The 24805-nt window shown below is 50.1% G+C and carries 17 protein-coding genes and 1 pseudogene; 4 read left to right on the top strand and 14 right to left on the bottom strand.

Annotated elements, in window-relative coordinates:
* Positions 1-57: 57 nt before the first annotated feature.
* The 7 genes and pseudogenes from IFO68_RS19505 to IFO68_RS19535 form a co-directional block, all read right to left on the bottom strand.
* Positions 58-1365, bottom strand: coding sequence for a P-loop ATPase, Sll1717 family (locus IFO68_RS19505; RefSeq protein WP_192017466.1), 1308 nt, complete (start codon positions 1363-1365; stop codon positions 58-60).
* Between the two features lie 141 nt (positions 1366-1506).
* Entirely contained in the window at positions 1507-3333 is a 1827-nt protein-coding gene (locus IFO68_RS19510; RefSeq protein ID WP_192017467.1) for an AAA family ATPase, read from the bottom strand.
* A gap of 163 nt (positions 3334-3496) precedes the next feature.
* A pseudogene (locus IFO68_RS19515) lies at positions 3497-3912 on the bottom strand (lysozyme inhibitor LprI family protein).
* 696 nt (positions 3913-4608) lie between these two features.
* Entirely contained in the window at positions 4609-5157 is a 549-nt protein-coding gene (gene copI, locus IFO68_RS19520; protein WP_192017468.1) for a copper-resistant cuproprotein CopI, read from the bottom strand.
* A gap of 87 nt (positions 5158-5244) precedes the next feature.
* Entirely contained in the window at positions 5245-8373 is a 3129-nt protein-coding gene (locus IFO68_RS19525) for an efflux RND transporter permease subunit (protein WP_192017469.1), read from the bottom strand.
* Positions 8370-10079, bottom strand: coding sequence for an efflux RND transporter periplasmic adaptor subunit (locus IFO68_RS19530; RefSeq protein WP_192017470.1), 1710 nt, complete (start codon positions 10077-10079; stop codon positions 8370-8372). Before IFO68_RS19530 ends, IFO68_RS19525 begins: the two co-directional genes overlap by 4 nt.
* Positions 10080-10081: 2 nt before the next feature.
* Positions 10082-11458 (bottom strand): TolC family protein, encoded by a 1377-nt coding sequence (locus IFO68_RS19535; RefSeq protein ID WP_303454281.1) that lies wholly within the window; start codon positions 11456-11458, stop codon positions 10082-10084.
* Between the two features lie 691 nt (positions 11459-12149).
* Between IFO68_RS19535 and IFO68_RS19540 the strand changes: the two genes are divergently transcribed.
* Entirely contained in the window at positions 12150-12692 is a 543-nt protein-coding gene (locus IFO68_RS19540) for a hypothetical protein (RefSeq protein ID WP_192017472.1), read from the top strand.
* 67 nt (positions 12693-12759) lie between these two features.
* Here IFO68_RS19540 and IFO68_RS19545 read toward each other — a convergent pair whose 3' ends face one another.
* The 5 genes from IFO68_RS19545 to IFO68_RS19565 are packed head-to-tail and all read right to left on the bottom strand — an operon-like array spanning position 12760 to position 16349.
* Positions 12760-13278, bottom strand: a complete 519-nt coding sequence (locus IFO68_RS19545; RefSeq protein ID WP_192017473.1) for a protein disulfide oxidoreductase — start codon at positions 13276-13278, stop codon at positions 12760-12762.
* A gap of 4 nt (positions 13279-13282) precedes the next feature.
* Complete coding sequence (locus IFO68_RS19550) at positions 13283-15382, bottom strand: protein-disulfide reductase DsbD family protein (protein WP_192017474.1); 2100 nt, start codon at positions 15380-15382, stop codon at positions 13283-13285.
* 59 nt (positions 15383-15441) lie between these two features.
* Positions 15442-15753 (bottom strand): hypothetical protein, encoded by a 312-nt coding sequence (locus IFO68_RS19555; protein WP_192017475.1) that lies wholly within the window; start codon positions 15751-15753, stop codon positions 15442-15444.
* On the bottom strand, positions 15698-15946 hold the full coding sequence (locus IFO68_RS19560; RefSeq protein WP_192017476.1) for a hypothetical protein: 249 nt from the start codon (positions 15944-15946) through the stop codon (positions 15698-15700). Before IFO68_RS19560 ends, IFO68_RS19555 begins: the two co-directional genes overlap by 56 nt.
* 13 nt (positions 15947-15959) lie before the next feature.
* Positions 15960-16349 (bottom strand): DUF805 domain-containing protein, encoded by a 390-nt coding sequence (locus IFO68_RS19565; protein ID WP_192017477.1) that lies wholly within the window; start codon positions 16347-16349, stop codon positions 15960-15962.
* 282 nt (positions 16350-16631) lie between these two features.
* Here IFO68_RS19565 and IFO68_RS19570 point away from each other — a divergent pair, with 282 nt between their 5' ends.
* Positions 16632-19451, top strand: coding sequence for an FAD-binding and (Fe-S)-binding domain-containing protein (locus IFO68_RS19570; RefSeq protein ID WP_192017478.1), 2820 nt, complete (start codon positions 16632-16634; stop codon positions 19449-19451).
* Between the two features lie 257 nt (positions 19452-19708).
* Here the strand turns inward: IFO68_RS19570 and IFO68_RS19575 are convergent, their stop codons facing one another.
* Positions 19709-21373, bottom strand: coding sequence for a methyl-accepting chemotaxis protein (locus IFO68_RS19575; protein WP_192017479.1), 1665 nt, complete (start codon positions 21371-21373; stop codon positions 19709-19711).
* Positions 21374-21630: 257 nt separating this feature from the next.
* Entirely contained in the window at positions 21631-22431 is an 801-nt protein-coding gene (locus tag IFO68_RS19580) for a THxN family PEP-CTERM protein (protein WP_192017480.1), read from the bottom strand.
* Between the two features lie 542 nt (positions 22432-22973).
* Between IFO68_RS19580 and IFO68_RS19585 the strand changes: the two genes are divergently transcribed.
* The gene (locus IFO68_RS19585) at positions 22974-23792 is read left to right on the top strand and encodes a phosphate ABC transporter substrate-binding protein (protein ID WP_192017481.1); all 819 of its coding nucleotides are present in this window, start codon (positions 22974-22976) and stop codon (positions 23790-23792) included.
* Between the two features lie 93 nt (positions 23793-23885).
* A complete protein-coding gene (gene pstC / locus IFO68_RS19590; protein WP_192017482.1) occupies positions 23886-24800 on the top strand; it encodes a phosphate ABC transporter permease subunit PstC in 915 nt (304 codons plus the stop codon).
* The last annotated feature ends 5 nt before the right edge of the window (positions 24801-24805 follow it).

A 24805-nucleotide genomic window follows, 5' to 3' on the forward strand; every position in this document is an offset into this window, starting at 1 on the left:
GAATTGAGAAAAAGCATCGATATTCATCAGGAACTCCCGTAAAAAAGGAGTATATGATCACAACCAGCCCAGATCGTCAAACTGATCTATTTTGTTCAAAAAACGTTCGTGATCTTGCCCTGGGATATCTGATACTTCACGCCCTTTTATAAACTTACTATCGAGTACCATTTCTAATTCAGAAAATGTGTATTCCTTTTGGCCTGCTCTGAATGTGTCAATCAAATTTTCCAATTCCGGAAATTGATGTTGATGCTCTTTAATCAAGTCATCACGGCGATTTTGTCCAAATTTAGTCAAAATTTCATTGAACTGCCTTAAAGAAACTTTACAACGACTTCTATGAGCTTGGTTTGCCGCCATCCTACACAACTGTCCCATTGAGCGAGGTCTATGATTTGAGAAAGCATTGATGGCGTCGAAAACAGGAGCCTCTTTCCCCGCCCAGTTTATTGGAGATATGAAAATGAGCTTGAATAATTTATTATAGTCACGATCAAATTTATACTTTGCTTCTGGAGAGTCAGAATGTTTTCTCTGGACATAAGACAGAATTTTTTTAGCAAGCATCTCCCTCATTTGTCGCTTAGTCCAAACGATATTAACAATGTACTGATCCCATTTATCCAAATCTTCAACATGTCTTAAGTTCGTCCATACATCGGAACGTACTGTTGCTCGTATATTTAAATTTTTCACATCAAAGCAAAGGCTACGAATAGCACTAAAAAATGAACTGATACGATGTTGGAAGTCTTCGCTATCTATATATTTCGCATCAATATCATCTACTAACAGCCATACTTTTTTATCATGGTTATCGTCTAAGTAATTATTAAGAAGCCTTTCTAAGTTTTCTGGCTTAAACCCTTGAGTTTCAGAACCAAGAACAGGGAGCTTTCCTTTTATTCTGGATATTAGCCCTCCGATCAAATTTTTGCTTTTCATTCCCTCTAGTTCAGAAATCTCTACCATTGACATATCATCACTAGTAAAAGCAAAGTTAATTGTTTTACCTATGTGGATGTTGATTTCTTTACAGATGATTTGTTTCCAGTAATTCTCCAGATATGCGGGATCTTTACCATTAAAGTCCCCTAACCCTAATAATGAATTTCCTGTAACACGAACAACGATTGGACGACCATATTCTTCTTTTGATGCTAAGTCATAATCTAGTTTAGATAGTAGCGTTGACTTACCCATACCTTTTCGTGCGTTTACAACGCATAATCGGTGCTCATCGTCATAAAAATCATCGAAGTCATCATTATCGATAAAATAGGAATTTAGGATTTCCTGAGCTTCGTCTTCACCTGCATCATTACCAAACAAAGACCTATCATTTAACTTGAGCTTTAACATCTATGTAGTACTTCCTAAGTTTTTAGATTGTCATATTCTATAATCAAATACTTCAGTTGCATATTGACCTATGATAGCTAACGCTTTGCTCACCGGTAAATTAGGAGCGCAGCGAGTAATTTATCCGCGTGCAGCAACTTGTTAGCCATTTGCCAGCTGTGAGACAGTTTGAATAATTTCTTCGATCTCATATCTATCTGCACCGTCGTCTCCACAATATTTTGATCTTTGTTTAATTTGTGCAGCTGTCATCCTTGGCCAGAATCTTTCCAATACATCATCTTTTCTAACGGTTAATGCTGTTGCGATTTTCTTTTTCGCATCACAGGTATCTGTGTACTCAATGTTGATATCATGAGAAGCCTGAAAAAGGGCAGGATCTAGATAGTTCTCAGGCTCTCTTTTCCTGGTAAGGAGAGCAATTTTTCCTTGCGCCTTCAGTTCAGAGATCTTCTCCACATTCCTTGGATTTTGAATTGGATCCCCTAGATCAGAATCCATCAATATTCCCCACTCCAAACCCAGTTGATCAATAAGCTTCTTGGACACCCAATGTTTTAGATTTCCACAGCCACCTATAGGAATGCAAGCTATCCCGAGTTCAGACAAGGTGTTTTCAATATCACCATTAATCTTTAATTGCTCAGCGGAATGGTTAACAAATGTCACATCGCTATGACCTTCTACTAGGAGAACGCCCCGTGATGATGCAATTTCACTTTCAGGGAGTACACCTAGACTGATTGCTACCTTTTCAAGGACTTCATCTGACCCGCTGGTTATATTAGGAGTGTTATTTTCGTCTTTCTCGATAAAGCGAATAGATTCTATAGGCAGAAGTCCAGCCAACGCTGGGACATGCGTTGTTAATAATATTTGGCAGTCAGGTCTGCATGACAAAGCGATTAGCGCCTCAATAAGCATGATTTGATAGCTTGGGTGTTGTGATGTTTCAGGCTCTTCAATAGCGTATATAACCTTAGGAGAGCTTTTTTCCACCCGAACCTTTTCCGCTTCAGCTCTAAAAAAGTTAAGCAAAATAAGTCTTCTAACACCGCTACCACGCTTATTTATCGGAACTCCTCCCTCACCATCTAACGTGAAATTGAAAGTCCACTTTGGCTTATCCTTGAACCTTGGGTGTAATTCCGAAGCCAGCGCCGGATCCATTTCCCGTAATTTTTCTTTCGTACGCTCTGCGACTTCCAAAACAGACTGTTCGATTTTTTCTTGCAGCTCATCTATTTCTTTCTGAAGTGATTTTTTAGCTTGATCTACCGCAACCTGAATTGGGTTTTTTGCCTCAGGATCAGAATCGTTACTCTCTCTATCAGCCTTGAACAAGGCAAAAGTAGGCATTTCCGCCTCAATTTTCTTATATATATTCTTTGATTCTTTTTCCAGCGCACTGACATCCAAATAGAAGTCCGTCAGTAGTAAGTTATCAAATTTCTTCCAGATAGCAGAGCGCCATAAACTTGAAACTCTCTTATCCTCTACCTCTCCGTCGACACCTAACTCTTTACCTCGAGCCTTTAATTCCGATAGTTTTAAGCTGTGTAGATCATTAGCGCTTTCGATAGAAGGGTGCATGCAGCGAATTAAAATGGAAGGTGCTGAGACTGTTTTTTGCACCTTGAATACCTTCGATATTTCGATATCACCATTGCTATTTAGTAGGTACTCATTTTTAAAGCTTGTAGGATAATTCTCATCGACAACAACTTCTTCAGATAATTCATCAAAAATACATGATATTTTTATTTCAGAATCATCAGACTCTACATTTTTATCATCACTATCTATTTTCACAGACTTGTTATTAAAGAAAATCTCGAGAGCCTCAAGAATCGTGGATTTTCCTGCGTCATTTCTTCCGGTGATACCCGTTAATCCATCCTCAAATGATACGGAGGTCTCCTCTTTATAGCCTCTAAAGTTTTTTATCTTTATTTCCTTGAGTCGCATGAAACCTCCTTAATATGATGGTGTGGCTAACGCCCTGTTAAGGGGTGAGCAACGCAATACCGAAGCCACCGCATACCACCTTAATCACTTAAACCAACGCACAGTAAAAATGCCACGCGTTGCGAATCCCTCTTGAACAGTTTGTTATGTGTGTGGTTGAAACCTATTCTACACTTGGCTCCGGTAAAACTGGAGGTGTGCTGTCCATATAAGTTAAAAAGTTTTCCCATAACTCGTGCGTTCTTTGCTTAGTTAACTTAGTTTTGCACGATATCGCCATAATTCCACGAATAGTTCCATCACGCCATTGCGTATAAACCGAATCACAGTGTGAGGACATATATGCTTGCCAATCCTGTTGAGCAAGCTTAATTGCTGCGATCAGTTCTGGGTCATGAGCGTTGTGCTCAAAGCTAGTGTTAGATATTTGTCTAATTTAATTTGTGCTGACTCTAATTGAATAGCGGCACATTGGTTTATCTCGATTGTGGTCATCGCATTATTACAGTCAATGGGCTCTTCTTCAGCAAGAGCACCAAATGAAAGACTAGCTAATATGATGATTAGACACTTATTCATCGTTTTCTCCGAAAGCACATAACATTTTATTCAACGACATCATGTCGTATAACTCTGTCGTATATTTCTTCACTTAAATTAACACGTAACCATTTGGTATAAAACAAAAAATCTAACTTTATCATATAGCCTCATCACTAAGATATACGACATGATGTCGTATATCTCGCTTTTGTATCAATTTCTATGTAACTGATTCACATATAATTTCATCATTCATGTTCGTTGCATCGTAAATCAGTGACAAGTGATTCGAAAAAATAAAGCGATTTTCTATAGTCTCAGGTCTGTTCTTCATCAAACACGCAGGGTGAGAGCATGAGTTAACAAGTTGTAAAATCACCATATAAAAAGCATGTTGGGATATACAAAAATAGTGATTTTTAACCGCCTGCCACAGGTGTGAAATGCATGAGGTGTCTAATAATTACTCAACCAGCCCGAGAGAACTTACGTGTGTTCAAAAAGTGAACATACGTGCTCTCACCCTGATCAAACACGCTACCGCCCTTCACATTGAAGTGAATCGCATGATGGAAATTTGACACTTTTACATAATATTCAGATATGGCCGCTGTTTCACGCTTTGGTGTGTTTTGAGTTGCATATCTGTGCATTAGGGCAAGTTCTGCGGCGAGAAAAAAGGAGGCAGTGCCTCCTTGAGTAGGTGAAGTGTAAGCTGTTGATGGGGCTGGATTACTGCACCATGATGCTCTTCACCATACCGGCTTCGGCGTGGCCGGGGATGTTGCAGGCGAGCTCGACCTCTGGTTCACCGTGGAAGTGCCAGAGCAGGGTTTTGGCTTTACCCGGTTTCACCGTCACAGTTGAGCCGCTGTCGTGGGCATGACCGGTTGTCATGTTGCGCATCATTTCCCTGTGTTTGAGTTGTTCTTCCATTGAGCCGATGGAGAACTCATGGTCGATCTTGCCTGTGTTCATTACGACAAACTGCACGACATCGTTGGCTTCGATCTGCACGTCTTTCTTGAAGCGGATCTTCATGTCATCGGAGAGAATAACGTGAACCACTTTGTCGGGTTTGGCGCCTTTGGCGGGCATACCGACAGCAGACATGCCTTCCATGTTCATGCCATCCATTTTCATCCCTGAATGATCCATTTTACTGTGGTCCATTTTCGAATGATCCATCGAGCCGTGGTCCATTGAACCGTGACCCATTTCATCCGCAAGGACAGGCGTCGAGGCCAGTGTGATGATCAGGGCGAGTACTGTTTTTTTCATCTGTATTTCCTTTGTGTTCAGCAAAATTATTCTGATGTGTTTACCTTTGTGCCCTTCTCCCGCCGGGCAGGAGAAAGGCAAAGATAGTTAACGGTTTGATGTCACTTCGCGCTGCTTCCACAGCTTGAAAATGGCGGGCAGCACCAGCAAGGTGAGAAGCAAGGCTGACGCCATGCCGCCAATCATAGGTGCGGCAATACGCTGCATGACTTCCGATCCTGTGCCTGAGCCGTACATAATGGGAATCAAGCCAATGATGACTGTTAGAACTGTCATCATCACAGGACGGACACGCAGCCCGGCCCCTTCCCGGATAGCGTCGGTCAGATCCTGTGGCTGCAGGTGATTCTGCTGCTCTTCTGCCTGTAATTTGCGCCAGTGCCAGGCCTGATTGAGGTACACCAGCATGATCACGCCAATCTCGACCGCCACGCCTGCCAATGCGATAAACCCGACGCCTACCGCAATAGAGAAGTTGTATTGCAGGTGATACATCAGCCAGACACCGCCTACCATCGCCAGCGGCAGGGTGGCCATAATGACCAGCACTTCACCGATGCGACGAAAGCTGAAATACAGCAGCAGCATAATGATCATCAGCGTAACAGGCGTAACCACACTGAGTTTTGCCTTAGCCCGTTCCATATATTCATACTGCCCGGACCAGGTCAGTGAATAACCGGCTGGCAGCGACAGTTCGCGGGCCACAATCTCTCTGGCTTCGGCAACGTAAGAGCCCAGATCACGATCTTCAATATCCACAAACACCCAGCCGTTGGGACGGGCATTTTCTGTTTTGATCATCGGCGGCCCGTCTTCGTAGCGAATATCGGCCACATCGGCGAGGGCAATCCGGGCGCCGTTAGGCGTGACCAGTGGCAGGTTCTGCAGTTTCACCACGGAATCCCGATAGTCCTGCGGGTAGCGGACATTGATCGGATAACGCTCCAGCCCTTCAATGGTTTCGCCGACGTTCACACCGCCAATTGCAGAGGCAATCACCTGCTGAACGTCCTGGATGTTCAATCCGTAACGCGCAGCCTGGCGGCGCTTGATATCAATGGTGACATAGCGCCCACCGGCAACCCGCTCGGCATAGACAGAAGCCGTGCCCGCTATCGCGTTGAGGATAGGCTCAATCTGCGCGCCGATGGTTTCTATTGTTTTCAGATCCGGCCCCGCAATTTTGATCCCTATCGGGGTTTTGATACCCGTTGCCAGCATATCGATGCGGGTTTTTATCGGCATCACCCAGGCATTGGTCAGGCCGGGAAACTGCACCAGATCGTCGAAAGTTTTACGCAGCGATTCTGTCGTCACGCCCTCGCGCCACTGATCGCGCGGTTTGAACTGAATCACGGTTTCTATCATGGTCAGCGGCGCGGGATCGGTTGCGGTTTCTGCCCGACCAATCTTGCCCCACACGGTTTCCACTTCCGGCACGGTTTTGATCAGCTTGTTGGTTTGCTGCAGCAGCTCACGCGCCTTGCCAACTGAAATACCAGGATAGGTGGTTGGCATGTACATCAGATCGCCCTCGTCCAGCGGCGGAATGAACTCACTGCCCATTCTGGCGGCCGGGTAGTAAGCCGAAGCCAGCAGCGCCAGTGCCACTACAATCACGGCTTTAGGATAAGCCAGACTGAGATTCAGCAACGGCCGGTACAGGGCCACCAGCCCGCGGTTGGCCGGGTTTTTGTGCTCAGGCAACACCTTACCGCGAATAAAGTAGCCCATAAGCACCGGAACCAGCGTGATCGCCAGTCCGGCGGCTGCGGCCATGGCATAGGTTTTGGTGTAAGCCAGCGGCGAGAACATCTTGCCTTCCTGACCTTCCAGCGCAAACACAGGCACGAAGCTCAGGGTGATGATCAGCAACGAGAAAAACAAAGGCGCACCGACTTCTTCTGCCGCTTTGCCGATCACCTGCCAGCGGTTCTGATCTGTTAGCGGTGTGCGTTCGATGTGCTTGTGCACATTTTCAATCATCACAATCGCGCCATCGACCATCGCCCCGATGGCAATCGCAATCCCGCCGAGCGACATGATATTGGCATTGATCCCCTGCCAGTGCATGACGACAAAGGCCGCTAAAATACCGACCGGCAAACTGATAGCTATCACCAGTGAGGAGCGGATGTGGAACAGGAAGATGGCGCAAACAATCGCCACCACGATGAACTCTTCCGCCAGTTTCTGCCACAGATTCTCAACCGCAGCGTTAATCAGGGTTGAACGGTCATAAGTGGGCACTATCTCGACACCGTCCGGCAAGCTGCGCTGCAGTGCTGCCAGTTTGGCTTTCACCGCCTCAATTACCTGACTGGCGTTCTCGCCATAGCGCATCACAATCACACCGCCTACCGCTTCACCTTCGCCGTTCAGCTCGGAAATGCCGCGTCGCATCTGCGGGCCAATGTTGATATCGGCGATATCTCCCAGCAGCAAGGGGGTGCCTTTGGCTGTGGTTTTCAGTGGCAACGCTTTCAGATCGTCAACGCCGGTCAGGTAGCCGGTTGTTCTGACCATGTGCTCGGCTTCGGCCACTTCGATAACCGACGCGCCAACTTCCTGATTACCACTCTGAATGGCGTTGTTAACCTGCTGAAGCGTCAACCCGTAAGCGCGCAGCTTGGCTGGATCTATCTGCACCTGATACTGCTTCACCATGCCACCGACTGTGGCCACTTCCGACACCCCATTAACGGTTTGCAGTTCATACTTCAGAAACCAGTCCTGCAGACTGCGCAGCTCAGCCAGATCGTGCTGGCCGGTTTTATCCTGCAGCACATAACTGTATACCCAGCCAACGCCGGTCGCATCCGGGCCCAGGGTCGGTTTCGCGTTCGCCGGCAGCTTGGGCGCAACCTGGCTGAGGTATTCCAGTACCCGGGAACGCGCCCAGTACATGTCGGTATCATCGTTGAAAATGATATACACGTACGAGTCGCCAAAGAAGGAATAGCCACGGACCGTATCGGCACCCGGCACTGCCAGCATGGCGGTGGTCAGCGGATACGTCACCTGATCTTCCACCACTTGTGGTGCCTGTCCCGGGTAGCTGGTTTTGATGATCACCTGTACATCGGATAAATCCGGCAGTGCATCGACTGGGGTATTTTTAACGCTGTACAGGCCCGCCAATGTCAGGAACAGGGCCGCTATCAGCACCAGAAAACGGTTGTGGAGTGACCAGCGAATAATGGCAGCTATCATTGCTCACCCCCGGCCGCAATCAGTTGTTTCAGGCTGTACTCACTGCCGTTGCGGACAATCAGAAAGCGGACGGTTTGCCCTTCTGTAAACGCAGACAGATCGATACTGTCATCGACGGTGAAATTCATTTCGCCCGGCTGCCATTGCCATTCAGGCACCGCTGAATGTGACAGAGTGATCATCCCGAAATCCGCCATCAGCATTGTAATATCACCTTTTACCCAGATTTCCCGGGCAGCAGGCTGCTCCTGCACCTTATAATCCACCACCTGATACTGGCCGGATTCTAGTTTGGTAATTTCGAAATCCAGTGTCTGTCCCGTTTTCAGTGGTACCATTTCCAGGCTTTCAGCCAGAGTGAAATTCATCACCATGCCCGGCCAGTCCCATTCCGGTACAGGCTGATGGTTTATCGTCAGCATCTTGTGATCGGCCATCACCTCGGTAATTTCACCGGTTGCCCAGACTGTGGCTTGTTCAGGTTCAACACCGTTGATGCGTGCCAGATCTGCCGACTGACTGGATTCTGAGTCCAGCAAGAAATGTGCAGAGGTCACAACACTGTCCTGCAGGCTTAATCCCTGCAGGACTTCAATCTGTTCTGCCGCCTGGCGGCCCACTTCTATCCGGGCAGAGCGATATTTCCCCTCACCTTCTGACAACACCACGCGCGTCATACCGCCGGAGCGAATCACCGCAGAGGCCGGAATCGTCATCACCGCTTTGTCTGTCTCGGGCTCCAGCACGATGTTGGCAAACATATTGGGTTTGAGTTCGCCCGCTGCATTGTTGAAATTCAGCCGCATCCGCAGAGTACGGGTGGCTGGGTCAAGAATGGGATAGACATAATCCACACGCCCCTGCCACGCTTTGCCCGGCAGGGCATCCAGCGTCATGGTGGCTTTACTGCCTGTTGTTATCCAATGCGCCTGGCGTTCAAACACCTCGGCATCGACCCAGACTGTATTCAAGGGCCCTGCGCTGATCACCGACTGCGCCGGTGACAGATACGCCCCTTCACGGACATTCAGGCTGGCGATCACCCCGTCTGCCGGGGCCTTCACTTTCACTGTCTGTACCGCTTTTCCGCTTCTGGCGATGGCCTGAATTTGTGCCTTATCAACTCCCAGCGACACCAAGCGCTCATAGGCGCCTTTAATCAGGCCATCACGTTTAGTGCGGTATGCATTCAATAGCTCTTCCTGGGCTTTGACCAGTTCCGGTGAATACAGGGTGAAGAGTACATCTCCTTGCTTCACCTGCTCACCAACCGCATTGATGTAAAGGTTCTCCACCCAGCCGCTGACACGCACGTTGGTTTGCCACAAGTGCCTTTCATCAAAAGCGACATACCCGACGGTTTCAATTCTGGGCGACAGTGGCTGGACAGACACCGCGGCCGTTTTCACGCCAAGGTTGTTTTCCACCGCCGGATCAATACGTACCGTGCCCGGTTTAGTCTTCGAACCGCCTTGGTCTTCTTCATAAACCGGGATCAAATCCATCCCCATCGGCGACTTTCCCGGCTGATCTCGCCGGTAGTTGGGGTCCATAGGTGCCACCCAGTACAGCGGGGCTTTGGGTGTATCCGCTGATGAGTCGCTGTTATTGGCTGACAGAGCCTGGCTGCTGAGGTATTGACTGCCCACATAGCCGATTGCGCTTCCAATGAGCAGCGCCAGCACAGTAATTGTTATTGTTTTCATTCTTATTTTCCTTGGTCTGTCAGTGATGGGGCGAGAGTTTGCAAGGCTTGACCACCCAGCAAAAATGCCAGCGTACTGCTGGTCTGGCTGAAATCGGCCGTCAAACGTGCCAACTCCAGTTCAAGTGCCAGTTCATCGCTGGCCGCATTGATCACATCACTGAACTGCGCGGTGTTATTCTGATAGCCGCGTTCCACGGCTTTGGTTCTTTCTTTCGCCTGCGGCAGCAAGCTGTTCTGATAACGTTCCAGCCGCTCTGCCTGGCTCTGTCTGTCAGCCAGCAAGGCATTCACCCTGGCGTTCAGCTGAGCCAGGAGCAGGTCTTTTTGTGATTTGGCTGCGCCAACCTGATAATGCGCAGCAGCGCGGTTTCTGTCCTGCCGGTTGTCCGTAAACAGCGGAAGATCCACCGTCAGATAAGCACTGAGCAGATCTGAAGCCGGTTCGCCTCGCATATTATTGGCCTGCCGGTAGCCGTACATGACTTCCACGGCAAACTGAGGCTTGTAAGCTTCGCCAGCGATATCTGCCTGAGTCTGACTGGCTGAAATCGCCGCTTCAGTCATTGCCACCATGGGGTGCTGAGCCAGCAAAGTGTAAAACTGACTCGTGCCATTGTGCGACTTCAGCACAGCGTCCAGCGCTGCCCTGTCAAGTTGATAACCGGCAGCCAGTGAAGCATTCGCCGACAACCAGTCTGCCCCCAGCCATTCAGACATCTGCGACATCAATTTACGCTGGCTCTGCCGGTTGGCCTGAAGTTTATCGTCCAGCCGACTCACCTGAAGCTGGGCCTGAAGCAGGTCCTGGCTTTCACTTTTGCCAATTGCGTAATTGGTCTGGATAAAACCGGCCATTTCCGACATCAGGCGCTGATTTTCCCTTAACACGCGTTCAGCATATTGCTGATAGCCCAATTCAAGCCACAGCTGGGTAATACTGTTGGCGACCTCCCTTTGCCGGGCCTGAATTTGCCAGTCCACGCCTTCCGCTTGCTGACGCACTTTTCTGGCCTGCAGCTCAAGCGTGTCTCCGCGCTCGAACTGCTGCATCAGCCCGACTGAAATATTGGTCATGGGATCGTCATCAAACTGAAAGCTGTCCACAGGCAAGCCGCCGACACCGACTTTCAGTTTGGGATCCATTTGAGTGGCACTGGCGACGGCCGTTTCACGTAACGCACTGGACTGCGCAGCGAGCTGCGCCTGACTGGCGTCATTGCGTACAGCCAGCGCGATCAAGGTTTGTAACGATGCTGGCTGAGCTTCCTTGTGGGCGGAGACGGCCAGCGTCTCTGCTGCCCAGACAGGAAACTGCCATGCCGGGTACAGCCAGGCGGCACTGAGACTCAGCGCCAAAGCATGCATATGTTTTTTCACCATAACATCCATTCTGTTTGCTGCCGGAAAGCGGCAGAAAAACGATACTCACCGTCAGTTACGGTGAGACAACTTACGAAGAATGGATTCAGGCGATGGGAGGACGGTAAAGGGACTGGGAAGTGTAAACCACAGAAACAACGCTCTCCGCTGGTCTCAAAGCTAACTGGCTCTTAAGAGGAAAAGGCTGATGCTGGACGGGCAGCACAAAAGCTGTACTACAAGTTGCGGTACAACAGGTGTGAGCCATGGTCATATCATGATCGCAACCGGGTGGCATCTGCGCGCTGTGTTCTGAGTGCTCATTGTCAGATGTGTGAGACATACCGGCACAGTGATGTTCAGCCATTACCATGCTGTCACTTATCATACTGAAGGTCATTAAAGGCGTGCTATTGACCACACTCGATACAATCAGTACCAGTGAAGTCAATAAGGTTAACCAGATTGTCCGACGTGATTTCCGACGCATAACCAGCCTATGAATATCTGAACGCCTACACCCTAAAGCTTTCCCTTAGGGGAAGGTCAATACTGATGGACTCCTCTATTAAAAAAATGATACCTGTGACAAGAAAAGTCAATCATGCAACACGGCTACTACGCCCTTTTCTCGTGCATTCTTACCCTTGCAACAAATACCGCGCCAGCCTGGTCATACTAAAGATAGTGTTGTTACGGAATTCAACTGATGCGCAGATGGTCGGTTCCTACCTGGATACTTGTCGCTACAGGGCTGCTGCTCAATATCGTCTCGGCATTGATGACCAACTTTTATATCGACGGTGCCACGGTTGATGCCAACCAGCTCATTCAGCAGCAAAACAATAATGAAAAGCTCATCAGCCTGACCTGGCAACAGATTGAAGGGATAGAACGAAAGCGGGAGTTAGTGCTGAACCTAGTGTCGCTCAGTGAGCTAAGCGGCGCGCCACTTCCCGCCCCGGTTCAGCAGGAAATACAAGATCAACTGGCACCATTACACAATGCGACATTCGCCGGTCTGGCAACAGACAAGCTGACAGGACTCATGGCTGCCTTCAATACCGAACAGGAACTGCTCAGAGAAAAGATCAATCAGCTCTTTATCGATAATCTCTCACTGGCCGATAAGCACACCCGCCTGATGGCGCACATCTCCGGTTTGAGAAACCTCGCGCTATTTCTGCAGATCATCGGGCTGGCGCTGATTTTAGCCAGAGATCTCAGCCGTCGGCAGGATCTGTCCCGATAGCATAAAGCCTGCCCGCCGATGAGGCAGACAGGCTTTACGATCAATCAGCTTCAGCTTAACCAGAGCCTCAGCTCAGCCAGAGCCTTGCCAGCAAGCCCGGCGGGGTGGTGATGCCACTGGTGATAAAGGTAACCTTACCATCACGGACGATAAACACAGTTGGCGTAAACGCCACACCCCATTCACGACCCAGCACATTTTTTTCGTCATTCACATTCTGAAAATCCAGCCCTTTACTGGCAAAATACTGCTGCAGTTTTTGATCAGAACCGGACGACAGAGAAATCCCGATCGTTGGATAATACTGACTCAGCCAGTTAACACTCGGGGTGACAAAACGGCACACGCCGCACCAGGTTGCCCAGAAATACACTATCACAGGCTGCTCTTTACTGAGCGCGGCAATATCAACCGGCTCACCCTGTATGTCGAGCGCTTTCAGGGTAAAAGGTGCGTCATCCGGTACGGACTGACTTCGCCAGAGATCGACCCCCACTGAAACCACAGTCAGCAGCACAGTAAAAAAGAGGATTTCTCTCAGCCACTTTTTCCACTTCCCCGCGTGCCTTTTATGCTCTTCACTCATTGGCTTATCCTCCCTGAGCCTGTTGAATAGCAAGCATTACATCCTCGCTGGTGTAAATTACAGGTAACGCAATACCCTGAGGGGCACCCGGGCCGTAGACGATATTAAATGGTACGCCGAACCGGCCATTGGCCTGTAAATAGGCGGTCACTGCATCATTAGGAATTGTCCAGTCTCCCTGCATACGCACCAGACCGGGTTGCTGAATCGCGTCGTAAACCGGTTGCTGCAGCAGTACGCGAACCTTGTTGGCTTTACAGGTGATACACCAGTCTGCGGTCACATCCACGAACACGGTTTTTCCCTGCGTAACCTGCTTACTGATATCAGCAGCAATCAGCGGCTGCCAGCTTGGCTCCGGCGGCAAAGGTGTCGCCCACTCTTCAGCCGTCAGACTGGCTGCGAGCAGGGCAACAGCGCTGAACAGCAGAAACACGCTGCCCAGCACACCCACAGGCTTGCCGCCAAACACTTTAACGGATCGCCACACAATCAGGCTCACACCCGCAATACCTGCCAGCCACAGAGACCAGATCGGCCAGTGTGGGGCCAGCAGAGTCAGCAGCCATAGCGTTGTCGCCAGCATCATGATCCCGAACAGGACTTTCATTTTGCCCATCCAGACACCCGGCTTAGGTAACCATCGCACCATAAACGGGAACAATGCGATAGCTATCCAGGGCAGTGCCATCCCCAGCCCCAGGCCGGTAAAGATCACAGCCAGATTGCCGATACTGCCCGCCAGAGCGAAGGCGACCGCCGTACCGAGAAACGGCGCAGAACAGGGCGTGGCAAGAAAGGTGGCAAACATACCTTGCGCATAATGACCGGCATAGCCTTTGCCACCTTTGGTGCCCAGCCAGGTACTGATGCCCGATGGCAGGCTGATGGTGAACAGCCCCAGCATATTGGCACCAAACATGAAGGTCACCAGTACCATCACGGCAAGAAAGGCCCCGCTCTGGAACTGTATCCCCCAACCGATAGCCTGTCCGGACAGCTTCAGCGCCACCAGCGCCAGTGCAATCAGCCAGAATGCGCTGATGATCCCGCCGGCTGAGGCCAGAAACTGCAGTCGGATCTGTTGCTTTTCCTGCTTCTCGGCCGTCAGCACGGTAGAGAGTTTCATGCCCAGCACCGGCAGCACGCACGGCATGATATTGAGGATCAGTCCGCCCAGCAGCGCCAGGCCGAACATGACCAGTAGGCTATGACCTGCCTGACCGGTAACGATACCGCTTTGCACCTGTAGGCTGTGTTCAGACAACACCGCATCGTCTGTCACTGTGACCGTGAGCGCTTGCTGGGCGAGATCCGGCTGACCGAACCAGCTCGACACGCTTATCTGCGCCGTCAGGGTTTCCCCCTCGATACTGATGTCCGGACGTGAGAAATGGCTGTCTTTAACGGCGTCGGAATCACCATCAATAAACAGATCAGGTTTGACCCAGCCCTGTTCGTTGCTCAAAACTACCTGCAGTTTGCTTTGCTCTGCATCCCAGATCGCTGACTTGATCTCAGCCAGCGAAGAGGCTTGCGGCACAGTGCTTAACGCTTGTGCATAGCGGCGCATGTCAGTCTCTGAAGGCGTCAGCTCTGAGGGAATAAAGGACAAATCGATCGGATAATCGGTGATCACACAAACCGTCGAGCACGAAGACAGGCTGAGAGTGGCCAGCAGAATCACAGGCTGAGAAAAATCCTCCACCTTGATGGTCATCGGAAAAATAACATCCTCAGCATAGCCTATGGTTTCCACACCGAGTACGTCATACCTTTGCGGTACAGGCCACTGCCAGTCCAGTTCGGCAATATTCGCCGAATCCTGCCAGTTCATACTGGGTGCCACACCCCCTTCGCCGGGTGATCGCCAGTAGGTTTTCCAGCCCTGTTGCAAGCGCACTTCCAGGTAACCGGCCACTGTGCCATTGACAGCATCTGTCTGTCCGGTTAACACAAAGCGTGTTTCAACCGGCGGATGATTGGGGTCACTCAGCCAGCCCGTGCTGACGACTGATGCCTGGGCCACAGACATAAATAACAGGCACAGCCATAACCCGCTGCTTGTCAGCCATTTGATGGTCAATCGTAAATTTTTTTGCATTGTCTTTCCTAAGTAATAAACACACAGATTTTTTGGCATCACGCCAGATGCTATGTGTGTTATTCCCGGAAAATACAAAGTGTCAGATGAATGCGCCTTTTAGGGACTTTAGGCTCACGAGACGGAGGCGGAGAGAGACAGCCAGCGCCTAACAAGCCAGCAAGCAACAGTGTCAGTAGCAGAATGGGGATCAGGAAGAGAGTATCAAGCTGCTGATATTTCACCTGTAGCAGTTGTTCCGACAAATCACACTCAGAGGAATCTGCCGAGGCTTCAGGCTCAGCCAGTTCACTGACAGAGAAGATTTGCACGACCTCAACAGGTTGACTCGGACAGAGCGCCAGCAGAGCCGTGTTTTTCGACAGACACACGAACACCACCCAGACCGTTAACAGTAACGCCCAGTGTGCTAAGAATTGTCGTCGGAAAAAATACTGCATGATTGCCCGTCTGTCTCGTACCCTGACCCGTGATAATCTGATGCACTGACTTAGGTTTCAGCATCAGCCACAGGAAAATACCACGAAACTGCGTCAGGGTAACCCACAGAGTGTTACCAGGCATGTCCGGCTGCTGCTTACATCGCCATATGGCCCATTCCGTTCTCTTCTTTTGGGTTATTGCCGTATTCATTCGAGCCGGGCTGGCCCGCTCTGGCAAAGAAAAAGAGCAGAATGACGAAGCCCAATACCGGGATCAGGCTCAGTAACATCCACCAGCCTGATTTGCCGATGTCATGCAAGCGCCGAACCCCTACCGCGACAGAAGGAATCAGTACTGCCAGCGAATACACACCGCCCAGTAAGCCTGTCCCCTCGCCCGCACCCGGAGTATTGAGAAGATTATCTGCTATGCCCAGCGCCAGAGTAACGACCAGGTTGATCAAAAAGAAATACCAGTACTCCTGTCGCTGCGCGCGACCTGAGAAAACCGCGTACTTTCTGAGTGCGTACAAATACCAGTTCATGCTCAATCCCTTGGGTTGGAGGCTGTCAGGTAAATTTCTGCAGGTGACCAGAGTCAGTTACACTCAAGTATAGATTCAGATCACAAATTTATGGTTTTTCTCTTCTGATAATAAGGAAAGCGATAGGGTTCACACCCTGTTAACAGAAATGCCGCTGAGCACCGAAAGCTGAGATCAAGAGCAAAGTCTGTTTGCTGTTACACGCTACACTCAAAGTATCTTCATGATTCATAAATAAAAGCATCAGACTTTTTCACTTTTCGTCTACGAGCAAGGGCAACTATGACGGACAACTACCAGCAGCTGATCCAGCAGCTTGGCACCCTACTTAATGCCGAGCAGATCATCACAGATGAAGCCAAGCGCCTCGCCTACGGCACCGATGCCAGCTTCTATCGCCTGATCCCTAAGATAGTGCTTCGCCTGCACAACCAGAATCAGGTCATTGAGGTTATTCGCGCCTGCGCCGAGCTGGACATTCCCTACACCTACCGCGCCGCAGGCACCAGCCTGTCGGGACAGGCAGTCTCCGATTCGGTACTGATCACCCTGAGCGATCAGTGGCGAGGCCATCTCATTGAAGACCACGGGCTGAAAATTACCCTGCAACCCGGTGTTATCGGCGCGGATGCTAACCGCTATCTGGCCCCTTACGGACGCAAGATCGGGCCGGATCCCGCTTCGATCAACACCTGCAAAATTGGCGGGATCGCGGCCAACAATGCCAGTGGTATGTGCTGCGGTACGGCACAAAACTCCTATCGCACTGTAGATGGGATGACAGTTGTTCTGACCGATGGCACGGTACTGAACACCCGCGATGAAGAGAGTAAAGCCGCATTCCGCCGCAGCCATGCCTCATTACTCGGCGATTTGTCTGAACTGAAGAAAGACGTCGACACTCACCCGGCACTGAAAGATAAAATTCAGCATAAGTACCGGCTGAAAAACACCACAGGTTACGCGCTGAATGCACTGACCGATTTCAGTGATCCTATTGATATTCTTGAACATCTGATGATCGGCTCGGAAGGCACGCTGGGCTTTATCTCCGACATCACTTACAAGACGGTTATCGAGCACCCTCACAAAGCCTCTGCTTTGCTGGTTTTCAGTAATATTGAGCACGCAAGTGAAGCGACCACAGTACTGGCCACCACCCCTGTCTCCGCCGTCGAAATGATGGACGGTCGCGCGATGCGCTCCGTTGCCGATAAAGCCGGAATGCCCGATTTTATCGCCCATCTGGATCTGGAAGCCGCCGCCTTGCTGGTTGAAAGCCGGGCAGGTACGCACGACGAACTGCTCAGTCAGTGCGACGCCATCATGGCCAGTTTGTCGGCGTTTACCATTATCGAATCTGTGCCCTTCACCTCTGAGCCGGCCACTGTCAATACACTGTGGGCGATCCGCAAAGGCATGTTCCCCGCCGTGGGAGCGGTACGGGAAACCGGCACCACTGTCATCATTGAAGATGTCGCCTTCCCTGTCGCAGATCTGGCTAAAGGCGTTCGTGATCTACAGGCCTTGTTTGCGCAGTTCCGGTATCACGAAGCCATCATTTTTGGCCATGCGCTGGAAGGTAATCTGCACTTTGTGTTCACCCAGGGGTTTGATGCTCAGAGTGAAATCGACCGTTACGGTGCCTTTATGGATGCCGTCGCCGAGTTGGTGGCCGTCAAGTATCATGGCTCGCTGAAAGCCGAACATGGCACCGGCCGCAACATGGCGCCTTATGTCGAGCTGGAATGGGGCAAAGAAGGCTACCAGCTGATGCAGCGCATCAAGCGGCTGTTCGATCCGCAAGGGCTGCTGAATCCTGGGGTGATCATCAATGACGATCCGCACGCCCATCTTCGTCACCTGAAACCCATGCCTGCGGCCGACGAACTGGTGGATCGCTGCATTGAGTGCGGCTTTTGTGAACCTGTCTGTCCGTCGCGGACGCTGTCTTTATCCCCGCGTCAGCGCATTGTGTTATACCGCGAGCTGCAGCATCGCCATCGCAGCGGAGACTCAGTCGGCGCAAAAGCACTGGAATCTGTCTTTCAGTATCAGGGCGTTGACACCTGTGCGGCCACAGGGTTGTGTGCCGATCGCTGCCCGGTGGGCATTAACACAGGGGATCTGATCAAAAAACTGCGTACCGACAAGTATCAGCGCTTTGCGCCGATTGCGCGCTGGACCGCCGATCACTTCGCCACCACTACCCGCTTAGTGAAAACCGGTCTTGGCGTGGCGCAGTCTGCCCAGTCTCTGCTTGGTGAGCACAGAATGACAGCGATCAGCAACGCAGCCAGACGCTGGAGCCACAACAGTACACCACAGTGGCTGCCAGAATTACCGGCAGTCAATCGCCATCAGTTAATTGAAACTGCCGGCAGCAGCCCGGCACACGGCGAGAAAAAAGTGGTATACCTGCCTTCCTGTGCCAGCCGCACTATGGGTCAGCAACCAGATAACCCGGATCAGCGCCCGCTCACAGAAGTGACGCTGTCACTGATTTCAAAGGCAGGGTTTGATGTTGTTATCCCTCAGGCGGTCAACGATCTCTGCTGCGGTATGCCCTACGACAGCAAAGGGATGACAGAGCCTGCGGCGCAAAAAAGCCAGCAACTCGAAGACGCGCTCTGGCAAGCCAGTGAACAGGGCAAATACCCGATTCTGATTGATGCCAGCCCCTGCGCCAAACGCAGTGTGGAAAGTTTCAGCCGGCTGATGAATATTGTCGAGCCTGTTGGGCTGGTACTGCATTATCTGTTGCCACATCTGGAACTGAAACGTCTGCATGAGACTGTGATGCTGCATATCACGTGCAGCAGCCGCAAAATGGGGCTAGAAGATGACATGCTGGAACTGGCCAAAGCCTGTGTCAGCACTGTGATAGTGCCGGAGCACATTCAGTGCTGTGGCTGGGCGGGCGATAAAGGATTTAGTATCCCTGAGCTTAACGCCGCCTCGCTGGAACCATTGAAGGCTCAGGTTCCGCCAGACTGCCGGCGTGGTTTCAGCAACAGCCGTACCTGCGAAATCGGCCTCTCGCATCACAGTGGTGTGCCTTATCAGTCGATCTTGTATCTGGTGGATGAAGTCGCCCGTTAGTACACAGCTGTTAGTACACAAAGGGTGAATACGCAATGAGTCACGGGCCAGTGAGTACACTGGCCTGCAATATTGTTATCTCGTGCTCAGATCTCAGCATTAAGACAGAAAAAGCAAACCGCTGACACTACTATAAATAGGCCTTTAGGTCTTACACAGTACGAAAAAACCCGCCAGTAATTTTATTGGCGGGTTTCTTATTTTTTATTAACTTTCAATACATTAACTTTCAATACGTTGTTCTATTGCTGCTTCTTTTAGCTGGCCTTGATGCTGTGACCTTCACTCGCATTGGCTACCTGAAAAAAGCTGACCTGCTCAACCACTTCCTGGCTGACACGGTGCATGTCATCGCTGCATTGTACCGTTTCAGAGGCGATAGACGAGGTCTTATCCGACAACGCCTGCACCGTATGAATATTCTGGCTGATATCGGCGGCAACCGCGCTCTGCTCTTCCGCTGCCGTCGCAATCTGCTGAGTCTGCTCATTAACCTGATTGATCATGTTCATGATGTCTGCCAGTAACTGATTGGTTTCTGACATCCTCGCTTCGGCCTGATCGGCTTCTGTGGTGCTGTCTGCCATCATGTCAACCGCGCTGCTGCAGGCTTGTTGCAGCTGAGCCAGCATCTGCTCAATTTCGTTGACAGAAGTTTGTGAGCGCTGCGCCAGGCCGCGCACTTCATCGGCCACAACAGCAAAGCCCCGTCCCTGTTCACCGGCCCGGGCTGCTTCAATCGCCGCGTTCAGGGCCAGCAGGTTGGTCTGTTCAGCAATACCGCGTATCACTTCCAGAATACTTTCAATCTTGCGGGATTCGCCATGCAGCTCATTAACGACGCCCGAGGTATCTTGCAAGGTGGCAACCAGCCGCTGAACCACAGACTGGGTGTGCTCAGAAGATTCAATGCCCCTTTCCGCCAGTCCCATCATCTGATCAGATGCTCTGGCTGAATCTGAGGTATTGACCGCAATACTCTTACTGGTTGTCGAGAGCTCTTCAATCGCCGTCACGGCCTGAATGGTATGCTCTGATACCTCACCCGCCGCAACCTGAATATTGTTATTGGCATCTTGTAAAATACGGCTGTTCTCGGTCACCAGTGTGCTGGAGCGCACTATGCCTGCAACTGTACTGTTCAGACGGTTGACTGTGCTGTCAATCGCGCTGCTCAGCTGGGCCACTTCGTCTGTCCCTTTAACATTGGACAGCACATCCAGATGGCCGCTGGCCAGGGCTTCGGCTGTTGCCTTAACCCGGCTGATCCCGCCAACCAGACCTCGCGCAATCCAGTGGCTCAATACAAACGCAATCAGCACCGACAGGATAATGGAGATATAAAAGACAGTATTAGCGGTTTTAATTGACTGCAAGGTATCCTGATTGGCCTGAATCGCCATCTGAGCACTGGCCTGCTGGATTTTATCGAACTGCAGATTCAGGGCTTCATAGCTGTCAACAAAGGCTCTGAATACTGGATAAGGTGCCTGATGGTTAGGTGCTGATTCCATATCCGACACAAACTGAAGCGTATTGGCCTGGTAGGTCGATAACTTTTGCTCAAAGTCCGCCAACATCTGAGGGTCACCGTTGTAGTCTTGCTTCAGCTCTTTCACCAGTTCCGGGGTGATCGCACTGTTTTTATCGACAATCGCATTAAATTCAGGCACTTGTTCATACAACCCCAGAAGGTACACCACCTGCAGCCCCCTGACATTACCGATAATATCGGCCTGCGCCTGGCGAATCTGGCTGATTAATTGCGACACTTTATAGTTATGCTGGTAAAACTCACTGAAATTACTGCCAATACGGTCATTAGCTGATTTAATGAATAACATTGCAATCACGAACATCAGTGAGACTGCACCACCTAAAACCAAAATTTTATTGCGGATTGAGAAATGACTAAGCTGCATTGACGCGCCCCAAACAACGATTTGATGTAATTTTGTCCTCACTATTCACAAAAAGAAAAATAAAGGCAAATAAATGCCACGAGGGAATGACAGAATGCTACTCAAGCTCAAATTTTTGCATAAATAGTACAAATATATTTAATTCTGACTTGCAAGTCAGTAAAACTCCTGCCTGAAAAATTTCATGCCCCGAAGAATAAATATTCGCTGTTCAGGCAAAGAAAAAGCCGCAGGTTCTGCGGCTGGATGAGATTGGGTTATGAGCTGAGATTCTGCCGTTGATTCTGCCGTTTACGGCGGCGTATCATGGCAATGCCAGCCAGCACTGTACCCAGAATGGCAACACTGGCGGGTTCTGGTACCGGCACCTCAGTCAGTGCAGAGATATTAGCCTGAATGAAAGCCTGATTGGTGCTTTGCTCAACGGTTTCAAACCGATCAGCAAATAGACCGTTGACCAGAAAACCCTGAATGTTCACCGTATACTGGATGCCGTTTACGGTAGTGACATCCGTGAACTGCGAGGTGGATACCGTAATGATGTCCGCACAGCCGTTCACGTTTACCCCAACGCCATTCGCTTCCCCGTTCGCGCAGGGATCCGCGCTGTTGCTGGTCTCGTTATGGGTAAAGTTAAACACAAACTGCACATCCACCGGCGTTCCGCCGTCAATAGACACTGTCGTGCTCAGTTGCAAATCGACACTTTGCAGGCTGGCACCTGAGCTCAGAATGACATTATTTAAATGGGTAAAAGTCCCCAGCTGAAAATCATCGCTGGTGCCGGTATCTGTATCAAACGTGGTGTCGAAGCTGGCTGCAGAGGCAAAATCATAGCCGCTCTGCGGACCCGAAGACGGCGATGGCAGCCCCCAGCGTAACATAGGGTTATCCGTCGCATTGCCGATCGTCATTGGCTGACCACTGCCGGAATCTGCCACCGCGTTAACCCAGGAACCCGTAAATGCGCCAAACTCAACAGTGACTAATGCGGCATTGACATGAGCACTTGCCAGCATCGCCAGACTGAACATCGTTATTTTTGTCACAGGTTTCATTACACACCCCCAACCCAACTTTATTGTCGTTTTTGTGTTCGTGCAGGAGTGCTTCAAGTTCTGTGCCATCGCAGCCTGAACGAAAAACAGCGCAGTAACGGAAGCGGAACTTTTCAGGAAATGACCTCAGTAAATCAAGGCTATAGCGCTCACCAAGCTGTGTGGGGATTTTCCGGGTAATTTTGCGTTTTTTTCATACCTGCTTGCCCAGAACCCTTTACGTCTTGCTGTGTAAAAAAAGGTGACACCGGGATACCTGACCCTCATCTGCCATGGCAGACCCGCGGCTCAAGTGAGAAATGCCTTCCATAATTCATCATGCAGTCAGGTATCATTTATACCTCATGAGTATTATTGATAGCCTTTCATCAGTCTACGATTTCACATTAACTGCAATTATTGATGTATATCAGCCACTTAGTTTCATCTTCATAGAGTGTTCAACAAACTGCAACAAACCTGTCATAAAACTCTCCTAACCTGTGCCTCGTTCGTTAAACAACTGATTGGCAATTCCGCCAAATTCGAAAGGATATGGAAAAATGAAAGCAAAGGTTATCGGTGCTATCACACTGGCTGGCTCAATGATGTTTAACCCGGCTATGGCGGCTGAAACAGTTTCTGTCGTTGGTTCGAACTCGGTGACACCACTCATGGAAGTGCTGGGCGAAACTTACACTAAAACTCACGACGTTGTGGTAGAAGTTCAGGGGCCGGGTTCTTCTGCCGGTATCCGTACTGCTCACGACGGTTCTGCTGACCTGGGCATGAGCTCTCGTGATCTGAAATCATCTGAAAAAGCGTCTGACATTACCGAAGTAGTGATTGCCCGTGACGGTATCGCTGTTGTTGTGAACAACTCCAACCCGGTAAAAGACCTGAGCAAAGAGCAGGTTTCTCAAATTTATAAAGGCGAAATCACCAACTGGAAACAAGTAGGCGGTGAAGACAAGCCTATCGTTGTAGCTACCCGTGATACCGCTTCAGGCACCCGTGGTGCATTCGAAGACATCATGTCTCTGAAGCGTAAAATCAACGGTAAAACCGTTACTGCTATCTCTCAGCGTGCTCAGGTGGCCAGCGGTAACGGCCAGCTGAAAACCATGGTAGCCAGCAACCCGTTCGCTATTGGTTACATCTCGCTAGGTTCAGTCGATGACTCTGTTAAACCTTTGTCCATCGAAGGCCACACACCATCAGTTGAAGCAATCAAATCCGGTGATTACGGCGTACAACGCCCATTCCTGGTGCTTTACAAAGACGGTCGCCCATCTAAAGAAGCTCTGGAATTCCTGAACTGGATTAAAACTGCAGATGCTCAGGCATTGGTTGCCAAAGAAGGCTACGTTTCTATCCTGTAATTTTTCTTAGTGACTTACCTGCCCATATTTTTGGGCAGGTTTATTTATTCGCAGCAACTGAACCTGCTGTTCAGTGTCTGGAGTAACGTTCAAATGACCATCGCCAATAATTACGATAACGCCGACAAGAAAAATGCCGCGCTCGCCGCTGCAGATAAAATTGACTGGCGTGAACTCTTTTTTAAATACCTGTTTCTTTCCAGTGCCGCTATCGGCATTTTGTCTCTGATTACTATCGGCTATTTCATTTTCCGTGAAGGCTATGCGGCTTTCGCTGAAGCCGGTTTCTCCGGCATTGTGCTGGGTGACGAATGGTTACCACCTGCCTTGTTCGGCATCTTCCCTATGATCGTCGCTTCTGTGGTTTCTACCGCAGGTGCTGTGATTGTCGGTGTGCCGATTGGTGTGATGACCGCGATTTTTATCGCTGAAGTAGCTCCCAAGCGCCTGGCCGACATCATTCGCCCTATGGTTGAACTGCTGGCGGGTATCCCCTCTGTGGTTTACGGTTTCTTCGGTCTGGTGATTATCGTTCCTCTGATCCAGAACGTATTTAATGTACCGGCGGGTAACACGGTGCTGGCGGGTATCATAGTACTGGCAGTCATGATTCTGCCCACAGTGATCACTGTGTCTGAAACCTCCATTCGAGCTGTGCCGCGCAGCTATAAAGAAGGCTCGCTGGCGCTGGGTGCATCGCATATTTTCACCATTTTCAAACTGCTGGTACCGGCTGCGCGTTCCGGCATTATGACGGGCGTTATTCTGGGTATCGCACGTGCATTAGGTGAAACCATGGCCATCATCATGGTGATGGGTAACTCCCCGGCTATGCCTGAGGGCATTCTGGATTCAGCACGTACCCTCACCGCCAATATCGCGATTGAAATGTCGTACGCCACCGGTATTCACGCCAGCGCCCTGTATGCCACAGGTATTGTTCTGCTGGTGTTCATCATGATGCTGAATGCTGCCCTGCTCTACCTGAACCGTGAGCGCGCGAGGTAATCACA

Source organism: Photobacterium arenosum, assembly GCF_014841115.1.
GTDB lineage: Bacteria > Pseudomonadota > Gammaproteobacteria > Enterobacterales > Vibrionaceae > Photobacterium > Photobacterium arenosum.

Excerpts from the sequence above, each read along its gene's own strand:
- IFO68_RS19525 (WP_192017469.1), bottom strand. The coding sequence starts at position 8,373 with ATGATAGCTGCCATTATTCGCTGGTCACTCCACAACCGTTTTCTGGTG.
- IFO68_RS19530 (WP_192017470.1), bottom strand. The coding sequence starts at position 10,079 with ATGAAAACAATAACAATTACTGTGCTGGCGCTGCTCATTGGAAGCGCA.
- copI (WP_192017468.1), bottom strand. The coding sequence starts at position 5,157 with ATGAAAAAAACAGTACTCGCCCTGATCATCACACTGGCCTCGACGCCT.
- IFO68_RS19545 (WP_192017473.1), bottom strand. The coding sequence starts at position 13,278 with ATGAGTGAAGAGCATAAAAGGCACGCGGGGAAGTGGAAAAAGTGGCTG.
- IFO68_RS19505 (WP_192017466.1), bottom strand. The coding sequence starts at position 1,365 with ATGTTAAAGCTCAAGTTAAATGATAGGTCTTTGTTTGGTAATGATGCA.
- IFO68_RS19560 (WP_192017476.1), bottom strand. The coding sequence starts at position 15,946 with ATGCCTGGTAACACTCTGTGGGTTACCCTGACGCAGTTTCGTGGTATT.
- IFO68_RS19550 (WP_192017474.1), bottom strand. The coding sequence starts at position 15,382 with ATGCAAAAAAATTTACGATTGACCATCAAATGGCTGACAAGCAGCGGG.
- IFO68_RS19585 (WP_192017481.1), top strand. The coding sequence starts at position 22,974 with ATGAAAGCAAAGGTTATCGGTGCTATCACACTGGCTGGCTCAATGATG.
- pstC (WP_192017482.1), top strand. The coding sequence starts at position 23,886 with ATGACCATCGCCAATAATTACGATAACGCCGACAAGAAAAATGCCGCG.
- IFO68_RS19510 (WP_192017467.1), bottom strand. The coding sequence starts at position 3,333 with ATGCGACTCAAGGAAATAAAGATAAAAAACTTTAGAGGCTATAAAGAG.
- IFO68_RS19575 (WP_192017479.1), bottom strand. The coding sequence starts at position 21,373 with ATGCAGCTTAGTCATTTCTCAATCCGCAATAAAATTTTGGTTTTAGGT.
- IFO68_RS19565 (WP_192017477.1), bottom strand. The coding sequence starts at position 16,349 with ATGAACTGGTATTTGTACGCACTCAGAAAGTACGCGGTTTTCTCAGGT.
- IFO68_RS19580 (WP_192017480.1), bottom strand. The coding sequence starts at position 22,431 with ATGAAACCTGTGACAAAAATAACGATGTTCAGTCTGGCGATGCTGGCA.
- IFO68_RS19570 (WP_192017478.1), top strand. The coding sequence starts at position 16,632 with ATGACGGACAACTACCAGCAGCTGATCCAGCAGCTTGGCACCCTACTT.
- IFO68_RS19540 (WP_192017472.1), top strand. The coding sequence starts at position 12,150 with ATGCGCAGATGGTCGGTTCCTACCTGGATACTTGTCGCTACAGGGCTG.